Annotated in this window: 12 protein-coding genes and 1 pseudogene; 6 read left to right on the forward strand and 7 right to left on the reverse strand. The window is 57.0% G+C overall.

Annotation, left to right across the window (positions count from 1 at the left end; all coding sequences use genetic code 11):
* Position 1 precedes the first annotated feature (1 nt).
* From uppS to rpsB, 5 genes are all read right to left on the reverse strand, one after another.
* Entirely contained in the window at positions 2-757 is a 756-nt protein-coding gene (gene uppS / locus ABMA60_RS11520) for a polyprenyl diphosphate synthase (protein WP_392803077.1), read from the reverse strand.
* A gap of 161 nt (positions 758-918) precedes the next feature.
* Positions 919-1,476 (reverse strand): ribosome recycling factor, encoded by a 558-nt coding sequence (gene frr / locus ABMA60_RS11525; protein ID WP_392803080.1) that lies wholly within the window; start codon positions 1,474-1,476, stop codon positions 919-921.
* A complete protein-coding gene (pyrH, locus tag ABMA60_RS11530) occupies positions 1,473-2,213 on the reverse strand; it encodes a UMP kinase (protein ID WP_392803082.1) in 741 nt (246 codons plus the stop codon). The genes frr and pyrH overlap by 4 nt, the downstream gene beginning before the upstream one ends.
* A 155-nt stretch (positions 2,214-2,368) precedes the next feature.
* Complete coding sequence (tsf, locus tag ABMA60_RS11535; RefSeq protein ID WP_392803085.1) at positions 2,369-3,235, reverse strand: translation elongation factor Ts; 867 nt, start codon at positions 3,233-3,235, stop codon at positions 2,369-2,371.
* 118 nt (positions 3,236-3,353) lie between these two features.
* The gene (gene rpsB, locus ABMA60_RS11540) at positions 3,354-4,103 is read right to left on the reverse strand and encodes a 30S ribosomal protein S2 (protein ID WP_392803087.1); all 750 of its coding nucleotides are present in this window, start codon (positions 4,101-4,103) and stop codon (positions 3,354-3,356) included.
* 317 nt (positions 4,104-4,420) lie between these two features.
* Here rpsB and map point away from each other — a divergent pair, with 317 nt between their 5' ends.
* The 5 genes from map to dapD all read left to right on the forward strand — a co-directional run bounded on the left by map (position 4,421) and on the right by dapD (position 10,611).
* Entirely contained in the window at positions 4,421-5,197 is a 777-nt protein-coding gene (gene map, locus ABMA60_RS11545; RefSeq protein ID WP_392803089.1) for a type I methionyl aminopeptidase, read from the forward strand.
* A 68-nt stretch (positions 5,198-5,265) separates the two neighbouring features.
* Positions 5,266-7,947, forward strand: coding sequence for a [protein-PII] uridylyltransferase (gene glnD / locus ABMA60_RS11550; protein ID WP_392803092.1), 2,682 nt, complete (start codon positions 5,266-5,268; stop codon positions 7,945-7,947).
* Entirely contained in the window at positions 7,944-9,125 is a 1,182-nt protein-coding gene (gene dapC, locus ABMA60_RS11555) for a succinyldiaminopimelate transaminase (protein WP_392803095.1), read from the forward strand. The genes glnD and dapC overlap by 4 nt, the downstream gene beginning before the upstream one ends.
* A gap of 56 nt (positions 9,126-9,181) precedes the next feature.
* Positions 9,182-9,532, forward strand: a complete 351-nt coding sequence (locus ABMA60_RS11560) for a Spx/MgsR family RNA polymerase-binding regulatory protein (protein WP_392803098.1) — start codon at positions 9,182-9,184, stop codon at positions 9,530-9,532.
* Positions 9,533-9,582: 50 nt separating this feature from the next.
* The gene (dapD, locus tag ABMA60_RS11565; RefSeq protein ID WP_392803101.1) at positions 9,583-10,611 is read left to right on the forward strand and encodes a 2,3,4,5-tetrahydropyridine-2,6-dicarboxylate N-succinyltransferase; all 1,029 of its coding nucleotides are present in this window, start codon (positions 9,583-9,585) and stop codon (positions 10,609-10,611) included.
* 196 nt (positions 10,612-10,807) lie between these two features.
* On the opposite strand, the gene ABMA60_RS11570 is transcribed toward dapD, so the two are convergent.
* A complete protein-coding gene (locus tag ABMA60_RS11570; protein WP_392803104.1) occupies positions 10,808-11,596 on the reverse strand; it encodes a DeoR family transcriptional regulator in 789 nt (262 codons plus the stop codon).
* Positions 11,597-11,598: 2 nt separating this feature from the next.
* Positions 11,599-12,453: a hypothetical protein gene (locus tag ABMA60_RS11575; protein ID WP_392803107.1), complete on the reverse strand. Its 855-nt coding sequence runs from the start codon at positions 12,451-12,453 to the stop codon at positions 11,599-11,601.
* A 258-nt stretch (positions 12,454-12,711) separates the two neighbouring features.
* Here ABMA60_RS11575 and ABMA60_RS11580 point away from each other — a divergent pair.
* Positions 12,712-12,839: pseudogene (locus ABMA60_RS11580) on the forward strand (superoxide dismutase [Fe]); the annotation flags it as partial.

The following is a 12,839-nucleotide window of genomic DNA, read 5'->3' on the forward strand; positions in this document are numbered from 1 at the left end:
ATCAGGAACTCAGCGTCTGCTCCAGTTGCTCGTCGGTTCGACCATAACGTCGTACCCGACCGGCATAGCTGGCAAAAGCCCGCTGCAGTGATTCTTGGTTGAAATCCGGCCAAAACTCGGGCGTGAAATAGAATTCCGTATAGGCAAACTGCCACAACAAGAAATTGGAAATGCGTTGCTCGCCGGCGGTACGAATGCACAGATCCGGCGGCGGCAAATCACCCAGAGCCACTCGCGCCTGCAGGCTTGCTTCGGTCACGTCTGCCGGTGTTAAGCGACCTTCAGCGACATCCTCAGCCAAGCTTCGTGCGGCCTGGGTGATATCCCAGTGGCCGCCATAATTAGCCGCGACCGCCAGCGTCATACCGGTGTTGTCGGCCGTCAGTTGCTCAGCAGCAACAATCGCTTTCTGGATAGCCGCGCTGAATCGGCTGGTGTCGCCGATAATACGCAAACGCAGATTATTCTTGTGCAGCTTCTTCACTTCCCGGTTCAGCGCCATCAGGAACAGATCCATCAGGGCGTTGACTTCTTCCGTCGGCCGTCGCCAGTTTTCCGAACTGAAAGCGTACAGAGTGAGCACTTCCACTCCCGCCCGCGCCGAGGCTTCCACCACGGTACGCACGGATTTTACGCCCGCCTTATGACCCGATATTCCACCCAGCGGTCGCTTTTTTGCCCAACGATTATTGCCATCCATGATAATGGCCAGATGGCGAGGAATGCTCTGCTCTCCCTGATCTTGGGCAGTGGTCATAGGCGATCCATAGTTCGGTTCGTGTCCGGCGCCTTCCCGACGCAACAGACTCCTGACGATTTGGCACACTGGTCAAACAACCAGCGTCACTCAGGGACTGAAAAAACTAAAGGCAACATGGCTTTGCCATGCTGCCTCCCCTCTCTTGCTTGAGAACGGTTTTAGACCGTAATCAACTCTTGCTCTTTTTCTTCTAAATGCTTTTCGACCATGGCGATGGCTTTATCGGTCAGCTTCTGAACATCTTCTTCAGCGTTGCGACCTTCGTCTTCCGACAGTTCTTTTTCCTTCACCAGATCTTTGATGGTGGCATTGGCGTCGCGGCGTCCATTGCGAATGGACACCCGGGCTTTTTCGGCCTCAGCACGCGCCACCTTGATCATGTCTTTGCGCGTCTCTTCGGTCAGCGCCGGCATAACGACACGAATCTTGTCACCGGAGGTGGCCGGGTTCAAACCCAGGTCTGCCTTCATGATGGCCTTTTCGATTTCCGGCACCATGTTTTTTTCCCACGGCACGATGGCCAGGGTACGACCGTCTTCGACGGTGATGTTGGCGACCTGTTGCAGCGGTGTATCGACACCATAATAGCTGACGCTTAAGGCGTCGAAGATGGACGGGTTGGCCCGGCCGGTACGGATGCGATTGAAGCCTTCGTCCAAAGCGACCAGGGCTCTTTTGTTATGCGCTTCCGTTTCCTTCTTAATGTCTTCGATCATGCAGTAATGTCCTCTGCCATGAGCGTACCCTCATTGCCACCGACCATCAGCGACACCAAGGCTCCTGGCTTGTTCATGTTGAATACCCGAACCGGCATATTATGATCCCGCACCAGGCAGACAGCCGTCAAATCCATCACACCCAGCTGTTTTTCCAGCGCTTCGTCGTAGCTCAGGCGATCGTATTTTACCGCATCCGGAACGGTTCGGGGATCGGCACTGTAAACACCATCTACATTGGTGGCTTTCAGCACCAGATCGGCCTCGACTTCAATGCCGCGCAAGCAGGCGGCTGAGTCGGTGGTAAAGAAGGGGTTGCCGGTGCCGGCGGAGAAGATAACCACGTCACCCTGCGTCAGATAGCGAATCGCGCTGCGCCGGTCATAGTGCTCGACAATGCCCGACATGGGAATGGCCGACATCACCCGGCTGCGGATATTGGAGCGTTCCAGCGCATCGCGCATCGCCAGGGCGTTCATCACCGTGGCCAGCATACCCATATGGTCGCCGGTCACGCGGTCGAGGCCGGCTTCATGCAACGCCTTGCCGCGGAACAGATTACCGCCGCCGATCACCAGACCCACCTGGACGCCGATACCCACCAGCTGACCGATTTCCAGCGCCATGCGGTCGAGCACTTTCGGGTCGATACCAAAGCCCTGCTCGCCGGACAGGGCTTCGCCACTGAGTTTGAGCAGGATGCGTTTGTAGCGGGGATGGGAATCTTTCGTTGGCATGGCAACCTTTTCCTTTGGCAGTGATTGGAGCCGCACCGGTTAAAGCGGTGCGGCGGGCTTTGGCCAGTATAGCGGTTCACTCGCGATCATTAAGTGACTCGTTTTGCGCTTGCACAGGCCAAAAAAAAGGGCAGATAACCTGCCCTTCTTTCCGCTTAGCTGCCCTTGGCAGCGGCGGCGACTTCAGCGGCGAAGTCGACTTCCTCTTTCTCGATGCCCTCGCCCACTTCCAGACGAGTGAAAGCGGTCAAGGTGGCGCCAGCGTTCTTAACCAGGTTACCGACCTTGGTATCCGGGTCTTTAACGAACGGCTGTTCCAGCAAGGAGATTTCAGCAACGAATTTCTTCAGACGACCGCCAACCATCTTCTCGATGATTTCAGCCGGCTTGCCAGAATTCTCAGCCTGGGCAGCAACCACTTCTTTTTCGCGCTCGAGCACTTCCTGAGGAACGTCGTCAGCAGAAACGTACTGAGGATTGATGGCAGCAATATGCATCGCCACATCACGGCCCAGTTCTTCGTTACCGCCTTCCATTTCAACAGCAACGCCGATACGGCCGCCGTGAACGTAGGTGGCAACGGTTTTGCCGGCGCCACCAATCAGGAAAGCACGACGCACGTCGATTTTCTCACCGATTTTCTGCACCAGCGCTTCACGCTCAGATTCCAGACCCGCCGCCATCAACGCAGCGATGTCGGTCTGCTTGTCAGCCATCGCCTGGTCAGCGACCTTGTTGGCGAAGTTCAGGAAGTTGTCATCGCGAGCCACGAAATCGGTTTCGCAGTTGACTTCCAGCAGCAGCGCTTCGCTGTTGTCGGCAGATTGACGGGTGATGATCACGCCTTCAGCCGCAGTACGGCCGGCTTTTTTGGCCGCTTTCAGACCAGAGGCCTTGCGCAGGTTGTCGATCGCCGCTTCGATGTTGCCATCGGCTTCAACCAGGGCCTTCTTACATTCCATCATGCCCAGGCCAGTGCGCTCACGCAGTTCCTTTACCTGGGCCGCAGTAATAGTAGCCATGTTCATTTCCTCGAGGTTCGGTTCAATTCGATAGTGACAGCGGCCGATGACCACCCGGTGACCGGGCTAACAAAAAGGGGCCGTGGCCCCTTTGTCGTGCGGCCGCTGCCTGTGCTGCTTACTCGGCAGCGGGTTCGTCAGTGGCTTCTTCAGCAACTTCAACAAACTCATCCGCTTCGGTCGCGTTGGCAGCACGCGCTTCGAGAATGGCATCAGCAACAGAGCTGGCGTAGATCTCGATGGCGCGGATGGCGTCGTCGTTACCCGGGATAACGATGTCGACACCGTCCGGGTTGGAGTTGGTATCGACCACACCGATAACCGGAATACCCAGCTTGTTGGCTTCCTGAATAGCGATGCGCTCGTGATCGACGTCAATAACGAACAGGGCATCCGGCAGGCCGCCCATGTCCTTGATACCGCCGATGGTTTTTTCCAGCTTCTCGATCTCACGCTCACGCATCAGACGTTCTTTCTTGGTCAGCTGTTCAAAGGTGCCGTCACCACGCTGAGTTTCCAGTTCACGCAGACGCTTGATGGAAACACGGATGGTTTTGTAGTTAGTCAACATACCGCCGAGCCAACGGTGTACCACATAAGGCATACCGGCACGGGACGCTTGTTCACGCACGATGTTGCTGGCAGAACGCTTGGTGCCAACGAACAGAATCTTGTTCTTGCCACCAGCCATTTGGCCGATACGGGCCAGAGCGGAGTTCAACGCCGGAACGGTGTGCTCCAGGTTGATGATGTGGATCTTGTTGCGGGCACCAAAGATGTATTTGCCCATCTTCGGGTTCCAGTAACGGGTCTGGTGACCGAAGTGTACGCCTGCTTTAAGCAGGTCACGCATAGAAACAGTAGCCATATTGTCCTCACTGTTCGGGTTAGGCCTCCACACGCCCCATGATCCAACCTCCGTCCGTTCGGACAAAGGCACCCGGAATCATGTGCCGGCGCATGTGAGAGTTAGGATTCACCAGCGGTTATCCACTGGCAGTAAACCCGGACTGTCCATCAGGCAGCCCAGAGCGGCGCGCTTTATACCACAGCGAGCCAGCGAACTCAACGCCGAGCGGCGCCATGAGCAGCTGGCAACCGTCTGGCTTTATGTCACAAGGCTGCAACCTGCACTCAAAATCGGTAAACTAGCGCGCTACGAATCACCATCTGCTTGAGACCCCCATGGCTGTAACCATCAAGACCGCTGAGGAAATTGAAAAGATGCGCGTCGCCGGCCGCCTGGCCGCCGAGGTGCTGGAGATGATCGGCGAGCACGTCAAACCCGGTGTCAGTACCGGTGAGCTCGACCGCCTCTGCCACAACTATATTGTCGATGTACAAAAGGCGATTCCAGCGCCGCTGAACTACGGTAATCCACCCTTTCCCAAATCAGTCTGTACATCGGTCAACCACGTAATCTGTCACGGCATTCCCAGCGACGACAAGATCCTCAAGAAAGGCGACATTGTTAATATCGACGTCACCGTCATTAAAGATGGCTATCACGGCGATACCAGCAAAATGTATTTCGTCGGTGAAGCCCCGGCGCACCTGGAGCGTCTGGTGCGGGTGACTCAGGAGTGTCTGTATAAAGGTATCGAGCTGGTCAAGCCCGGTACGCGTCTGGGCGATATCGGTCACGTCATCCAGCAGCACGCCGAAAGCAACTATTACTCAGTGGTGCGCGAATACTGCGGCCATGGCATTGGCGCGGTATTCCATGAAGATCCGCAGGTACTGCATTACGGCAAGCCCGGCACCGGCCTGGAATTGAAAGAAGGCATGACCTTCACCATCGAACCGATGATCAACGCCGGTAAACCGCAGTCCAAGGTGCTCGGTGATCAATGGACCGTGGTCACCAAAGACCGCAAAGCCTCGGCGCAGTGGGAGCATACCCTGCTGGTCACCGCCACCGGTGTTGAGGTACTCACCAAGCGCACTGAAGAAACCTTCTGAGATCAGGCTCCGGCCGTCCGGCCGGGCCACGTCTACCGGCCAGGGCCGGTTTTCCTGTGGGACGAATGATGACGCTGAGCGAATACGCTGACACCGATCTGGTCGATATCGACGGCTTGCGCCAGGCGCTGGCCGAGCGCCCGCCCATTCCGGTTTTGCGCCAGGCGCTGGACGATCTGCAACAACGCCTCGATAAACGCTTCGATCACGGAGAACCCATTCGCAGCCTGGTGTTCGGCCGCGCCTGGGCGCTGGATCAGATTCTGCACACCGCCTGGCAACAGTTCGACTGGCAACGCCCGGATGATCTGGCACTGATCGCCGTCGGTGGCTATGGCCGCGGCGAACTGCTGCCCAAGTCTGACATCGACTTGTTATTGTTGTTCAGTGATGAAGCCTGCATCGACGCCAACGTCGAATCGATTCAGTCCTTCCTCACCCTGATGTGGGATCTCAAACTCGACATCGGCCACTCGGTGCGCACCATCGACGCCTGCCGCGAAGAAGCCGAAGGCGATGTCACCGTCACCACCAATTTAATGGAAACCCGCACCCTGGCCGGCAACACTGGCTTGCGGTTAAAGGTCAGCGCGCTGATCAGTCCGGCGCATATCTGGCCGAGCGAGGCTTTCTATAAAGCCAAGATCAACGAGCAGACCCATCGTCACCAGAAATATCACGAAACCGAATACAACCTTGAGCCCAACGTTAAAGCCGGTCCCGGCGGACTGCGCGATATACAGACAGTCGCCTGGGTGGCCAAACGTTATTTCGGCGATACCGATTTAAGCGAACTGGTCGAGCGCGGTTTTCTGACCGACGCTGAATATCAGGGTTTGCTCGAAGGTCAGGATTATCTGTGGCGCATCCGTTATGCGTTGCACCGTTTCAGCGGCCGCGAAGAAGACCGCCTGTTGTTCGACTTGCAGGAAAAGGTCGCCGAGCAATTCGGTTACCGCGACCGCGATGGTCAGCTCGCCGTCGAACATCTGATGCAGGATTATTTCCGTCAGGTTTTCCGGCTGCGCGCGCTGAACATCATGTTGTTGCAGCATTTCGATGAAACCATACTCGGCGCTGAAGACGACGACCAGGTCATCCCCATCAACAGCCGTTTCCAGATCAGCAGCGGCTACATCGAAACCATCGACGAAACCGTTTTTATCCGCACTCCGTCAGCGCTGATGGAAGTCTTTGTACTCTGTGCCCAACGCCCGGAAATCAAAGGCATTCGCGCGGCGACCTTGCGGCAGATTTTCGCCAACCGTCACCGCATCGACGGCAAATTCCGCCAGGATTTGCGCAACATCACCTTCTTTATGGAATTGATGCGCAGCCCGGCCGGCGTATCGACCAACCTGATGCGCATGAACCAATACGGCGTGCTCGGTCTCTATTTGCCGGAGTTCGGCCGCATTGTCGGGCAGATGCAATACGATCTGTTTCACGTCTACACCGTCGATGCCCACTCGCTGCTGACTATCCGCAACCTGCGCCGTTTCCGCCACGCCAACAACACCGTCCAGTTTCCCATCGCCACCAAGATCATTCATCAGTTGCCCAAGGTGGAACTGGCCTATGTGGCGGCGCTCTATCACGACATCGGTAAAGGCCGCGGCAGCGATCACTCCATCGAAGGCGCCGACGAAGTGCAACGTTTTGCGCGCCGTCATCGTCTCACCGGCTGGGAGTCCGACCTGGTCGTCTGGCTGGTGCGCAACCATTTATTGATGTCGATGACGGCTCAGCGCGAGGACATTTCCGATCCCGAAGTGATCAACCACTTCGCCCAGCAAGTCAGCGATCTGCACCGCTTGAATTATCTCTACGTGCTCACCGTCGCCGACATCTACGCCACCAATCCCAACCTGTGGAATTCGTGGCGCGCTTCCTTGTTGAAAAAACTCTACAACGAAACGCTGCGCGCCCTGCGTCGCGGTTTGGAAAACCCGGTCAATAAAGAAGAGCGCATCGAGGAAGTGAAAAACGGCGCCCTGGCCTTATTGCGCGACGATGGCTATTCAGAACGCGAAATTCTCGAACTCTGGGACAACCCGGGTGACGATTATTTCCTGCGCGAATCAGCGGAAAACATCGCCTGGCACACGCGCGCCATTGCCAACCACGGCCTCAATGTCCCGCTGGTATTGATTCGCGAAACCGACGCCGAAGGCTACGCCGGCGCCACTCAGATTTTTATCTACGCACCGGACCGGCCGCACCTCTTTGCTGACATCGCCGCCTGCCTCGACCAACTGGAACTCGACATTCAGGACGCGCGCATCATGACGTCCTCGTCATCCGATTTCAGTCTCGATACCTTTATCGTGCTCGATGAAGACGGCCACAGCATCGGCAACAATCCGGAACGGCTGCGCGACATTCAACGCCGTCTGCTGCTCGCCATTCAGGACCCGGAAGAAACCGCCACGCCGAATCGTCGGCTGTCGCGCCGGCTCAAACATTTCGCCATGCCACCGCAGATCACCGTCAGTAACGATCCGGCCAATCAGCGCACCGTGGTGGAAATCATTACCTCCGACCGCCCGGGTCTGTTGGCCGATATCGGCCGCGCCTTTAAACGGCTCGATCTGCGCATGCAAAGCGCGCGCATTTCAACGCTCGGCGAGCGCGTCGAAGACGTTTTCTTTGTCGTCGATCGCGACGACGAACCGCTGCACGAATCGCGTCTGGTCGAGAACCTGCAACGCACCCTCGAAGCCATCATCGTGGAAGGACAAAGCGAATGAACAGCCGGATGGCGCGTCTGCATCCCTACCCCTTTGAGAAACTCAAAGCACTGACGGCCGATATTCAACCGGCCGACCTGCCCGCCGTGCTTTGGGGCATTGGCGAACCCAAGCACGCCGCGCCCGCCTTTTTAGCCGAACAACTGCACGCCAATCTGGACGGGTTTTCGGTTTATCCAGCCACCGCCGGTTTGCCGCAACTGCGTCAGGCCATCGCCGATTGGTGTCAGCGGCGCTATGCCTTACAAGACACTGAATTGAGCGCCGACAAAAATGTTCTGCCGGTCACCGGAACCCGCGAAGCGCTGTTCTCGGTGGTGCAGGCGTTATTCGATGCCGACTCATCAAAAAACGAAGTCTGGATGCCCAATCCGTTCTACCAGATCTATGAAGGCGCGGCTTTCCTCGCCGGCGGCGAACCGCGCTATTTACCCTGCACCGCAGACACTGGTTACCAACCCGATTTCGACGCGCTCAGCGATGCCGACTGGGATAACTGCCAACTGCTGTTTATCTGCAACCCGGGCAATCCATCGGGCCGTTTGATCGAACTCGATCAACTGCGCGCCCTGGTGAAAAAAGCACGGGCGCACGACGTTATTCTGGTCAGCGATGAGTGTTATTCAGAGCTTTATCGCGATGAAAACAATCCGCCGCCGGGGCTGTTGCAAGCGGCCAGTCTGGAAGGTGGTTTCCAAAACTGTCTGGTGTTTCACAGCCTGAGCAAGCGCTCCAACCTGCCCGGTTTGCGTTCGGGTTTTGTCGCCGGTGATGCCGACTTATTAGCGACCTTTTTGCGCTATCGCACCTACCACGGCTGCGCCATGCCGCTACCGACTCAGCACGTTTCTATTGCCGCCTGGAATGATGAAAGCCACGTCATCGAAAACCGTGTGCTGTACAACCAGAAGTATCAGGCGGTGCAACAGATTCTCGGCGACAAAATGCCGGTGGACATCCCCGACGCCAGCTTTTACCTTTGGCCCAACCTGGAAACCGACGACGAGCAGATCGCGCGTTTGTGGCTGGAAAAAGCCAACATCCATGTGTTGCCCGGCCAATATTTGTCGCGCCAGGTCGACGGCATCAACCCCGGTTATGGCCATGTACGTATTGCCCTGGTCGCCGAGTTGGATGCCTGCATCGAAGCGGCCGAACGGTTGCGATCCCTGCTCTGAATTCAATTGACTAACGACGACTGCCAACCCGACAACAGCCTTATGGGGCGGACGCCATGATCCGAATCTACGGAATACGCAATTGCGACACCATTAAAAAAACGCTCGCCTGGTTTAACGACCAGGGCGCGGATTACGAATTTATCGACTACAAGAAAACACCGCCAACGGAAGAGCTGCTGCGCGCCTGGTTTCCGCACGTCGGCTGGGAAAATCTGATCAACAAACGCGGTACAACCTGGCGTAATATCGAGGCATCACGCAAAGCTGATTTAACGCCGGAAAAGGCCATCGAACTGATGATCGAAAATCCATCGGTCATCAAAAGACCGGTGGTGGAACAACGTGGTCTCGCCGCGGTGGGATACAACGAACAGGCCTTCAAAGATTTGCTGTCGCTGGACTGATGCAGCGATGCACCCGAACCTGACTGACTGAACATATTGAGGAAAACCGGATGAGTTATTTCGCTCTGGCCGTCGGCACGGCCACCCGCAACAAGGATGGCAAAATCATCGAGGCCTGGTTTCCAGAGCCGATTCTGAACCCGGCCGACGCTCTGGTTGCCGCGCTGACCGAGGTGGTAAAACTGAACGGCGGCAACGAAGTGTTCGTGCTCGAAAGCGCCCAGATGAACGAACTGGCCAGCCGCTTCAGCGACGCCAGCCAAAGCATCAATGCACAATTCTGCCGAGCCGGTGAAAGCAGCCATCAGACGATGATTCTGGTCGCACTTGAAAGCGACTCAGCGCCCAGTTCGGTGGCTGAGGTTTTCCTGAAACTGCAGTTGATTTCGCACCGGCTGGTGCAACCGCATGGCTGTTCTCTGGAAGGTATGTTTGCTCTGCTGCATAACATCGCCTGGACCAGCGAAGGTCCGATCGACCTGCCCGAGCTCGCCGAACGTCAGATGGAAGCGCGTCTGGCCGGTCGGGTGCTGGAAGTGAACTGCGTCGATAAATTTCCCAAACTGGCTGACTACATTGTGCCGACCGGCGTACGCATCGCCGATACTGCGCGTGTTCGCCTCGGCGCTCACCTGGGCGAAGGCACCACCGTCATGCACGAAGGCTTTGTTAACTTCAACGCCGGTACCGCGGGTGCTTCTATGGTTGAAGGCCGTATCTCGGCTGGCGTTATGGTCGGCGAAGGTTCGGACGTCGGTGGTGGCGCGTCCATCATGGGTACGCTCTCGGGCGGCGGCAAAGTGGTCGTTTCCATGGGGCAGAATTCACTGCTCGGCGCCAACTCCGGTGTTGGTATTCCGTTGGGCGACCGCTGCACCGTCGAAGCCGGTCTGTACATCACCGCCGGCACCAAGGTCACCCTGCTCGACAGCAACAAGCAAGCCGTCGAAACCGTTAAAGCCCGCGACCTGGCTGGCAAGTCTGACCTGCTGTTCTGGCGCAACGCCGAAACCGGCCGGGTGGAATGTTTGACCAACAAATCTCAGGTCGAACTGAACAGCGAGTTGCATCGGAATTAGGCGCGCGGAGCGCGCCCGCTTGATGCTGGACGGGAGACGGGAGACGCTGAATGCTTGCGACGGTTTAGTTTTGTGTATTTAGCATCTCCCGTCTCCCGGGTGCGCAGCACCCAAGCGTTAAGCAAAAAAAGGGAGGCGCCTGATGGCGCCTCCCTTTTTTGTATCCGGCGTCTTCCGTCTCCCGGCGCGCAGCGCCTTAAGCGTCTCCCGCAACAATCAGCCGCACTTCAGCGGCTTCGAGTTGCTCAACAATTGCCTGCGGCGGCGCTACGTCCGTCACAAACACGTCCGCCTGGGTAATGTGCCCCAAACGCACCATAGCGCGGCGGCCGAATTTGGAATGGTCGGCGGCGAGTAAGACTTGTCGGCTTTGTTCCATAATGGTTTGGGCGACGCGCACTTCGCGGTAATCGTAGTCGAGCAGCGCGCCATCTTCTTCAATGCCGCTGATACCGATAATGCCGTAGTCGAGTTTGAACTGACGGATAAAATCGAGCGTCGCTTCGCCGACAATGCCGCCATCACGAGCGCGCACTTCACCGCTGGCGACAATCACCCGGAAGTCTTCTTTCGGGCTGAGAATCGCCGCAACATGGAGGTTGTTGGTGATCACCTGCAAACCGCGATGCTGCAACAGCGCCCGCGCTATGGTTTCGGTGGTGGTGCCGATATTGATAAACAGACTGGCGTGATCGGGAATCTGCTCGGCAACCAACTGCGCAATGCGTTCTTTAGCGCCGTGATTGAGAATCTGACGGTCCTGGTAGGACAGGTTTTCAGTCGAATTCACCGGGCTGGCGCCGCCGTGAAAGCGGGCAATCAGACCGGCATCGGCAAGCAGAGTCAAATCCCGGCGAATGGTTTGCGGCGTCACATCAAAGGCGGCGACCAGATCATCGATGGTGGCGTGGCCACCCTGTTCGATGCGCTGCACGATCGCCGCCTGACGCGGGTTAAATGACTTATCAATCGCCCGGGCGGCCATCTTTATTGGCCGCCACCCAAGGCGGTCACCCGCGCATCGAGAGCCTTCAGTTGTTCACTTAACGCCACCAGACGGCGGTTGGTTTCCAGTCGGCCGTTGTCGATAGAATCCAGACTGCGGTCCAGGCTATCAACCTGATCGGCGAGCTCACCAATGTCCATCATCTGGTTTTCCTGCGCCAGCGTCAGCGACACCAGACGCTCATCAATGGCCTGGGCATCAAAGCCATTCAACTGACCTTCCACCGCGGTCACCGCCCGATCCAGGTCGGCTGCCAGCGCCGCCAATTCGTCCAACTGAGTATCCACGGTGCTGAGCGTTTGGCTCTGGTTATCAAGGCGCGAAGTGACATTACCCAAACGACTGTCCATATCGGCGACCGCAGCCTGGTTGGCTTCAATCCATTCGCGGTTACGCTCGTTCGATACCGCCCACAACTTACGGATTTCCGACATCTGCGTATCGTCCGCCGCCGACAGGCTGGTAAAGCGGGCATTGATCGAGGTCTCGTTCATGGCCACCGATTCATCAGTCTGAGTCAGTGCCTGTTCCAAGGTCACCAAGCGGTCATCGGCGAGCTGCAAACGTTCATCGTATTGCGCCAGCGTCTGGCGCTGGCTGAGCACCAACAGCAGCAACGCCAGCACAAGAACCAGGGAGGCGATCAGCAGGCCCCACACTAAAGCGCCGGGACCACCGCCGTTCTCACTCGGTGGTGCCACTTTCGGTTTCGGGCTGGGGTTCGATTTAGGAGCGGCTTTCTTAGCCGGTGTCGGCTCGGCAGGACGACGATTACGAATGTCATCTCGGTCCGGCATCATGGGTGGAAAATCCTGTCCCGGCTTGGAATCGGCCATTGTTTTCACTACCTGTTCGAATGGGAATGCGTTCCGCCATTATAGGGAGCGCCCCTGTTGTAACAAGAGCTGCAACAAGCGCTGCATCAAGAGTTGTGACGGCAGTTGTGAACCCTGTCGCCTTGCCACCTCGCCATCTACATCACTGCCCCTTGAAACCCCGGCGAAGCGGCCTGATTATGCTTTACTGAGTCAAACAAGGGAGGCTCCGTGGCACTCCCGACCATTCATTATTAAACAGACAGAGGGAGAGCAACCATGGCTTTTGAACTGCCAGCATTGCCGTACGCCAAGAACGCCCTGGAACCACACATTTCCCAGGAAACCCTGGAATACCACCACGGCAAACACCACAACACCTACGTCACCAAGCTCAACGGCATGGT

This window comes from Saccharospirillum sp. HFRX-2 (assembly GCF_043196805.1).
In the GTDB taxonomy this organism is placed as follows: domain Bacteria; phylum Pseudomonadota; class Gammaproteobacteria; order Pseudomonadales; family Natronospirillaceae; genus Saccharospirillum.

Coding starts and splice junctions, on each gene's coding strand:
- uppS (WP_392803077.1), bottom strand. CDS start 757: ATGACCACTGCCCAAGATCAGGGAGAGCAGAGCATTCCTCGCCATCTG.
- frr (WP_392803080.1), bottom strand. CDS start 1,476: ATGATCGAAGACATTAAGAAGGAAACGGAAGCGCATAACAAAAGAGCC.
- pyrH (WP_392803082.1), bottom strand. CDS start 2,213: ATGCCAACGAAAGATTCCCATCCCCGCTACAAACGCATCCTGCTCAAA.
- tsf (WP_392803085.1), bottom strand. CDS start 3,235: ATGGCTACTATTACTGCGGCCCAGGTAAAGGAACTGCGTGAGCGCACT.
- rpsB (WP_392803087.1), bottom strand. CDS start 4,103: ATGGCTACTGTTTCTATGCGTGACCTGCTTAAAGCAGGCGTACACTTC.
- map (WP_392803089.1), top strand. CDS start 4,421: ATGGCTGTAACCATCAAGACCGCTGAGGAAATTGAAAAGATGCGCGTC.
- glnD (WP_392803092.1), top strand. CDS start 5,266: ATGACGCTGAGCGAATACGCTGACACCGATCTGGTCGATATCGACGGC.
- dapC (WP_392803095.1), top strand. CDS start 7,944: ATGAACAGCCGGATGGCGCGTCTGCATCCCTACCCCTTTGAGAAACTC.
- ABMA60_RS11560 (WP_392803098.1), top strand. CDS start 9,182: ATGATCCGAATCTACGGAATACGCAATTGCGACACCATTAAAAAAACG.
- dapD (WP_392803101.1), top strand. CDS start 9,583: ATGAGTTATTTCGCTCTGGCCGTCGGCACGGCCACCCGCAACAAGGAT.
- ABMA60_RS11570 (WP_392803104.1), bottom strand. CDS start 11,596: ATGGCCGCCCGGGCGATTGATAAGTCATTTAACCCGCGTCAGGCGGCG.
- ABMA60_RS11575 (WP_392803107.1), bottom strand. CDS start 12,453: ATGGCCGATTCCAAGCCGGGACAGGATTTTCCACCCATGATGCCGGAC.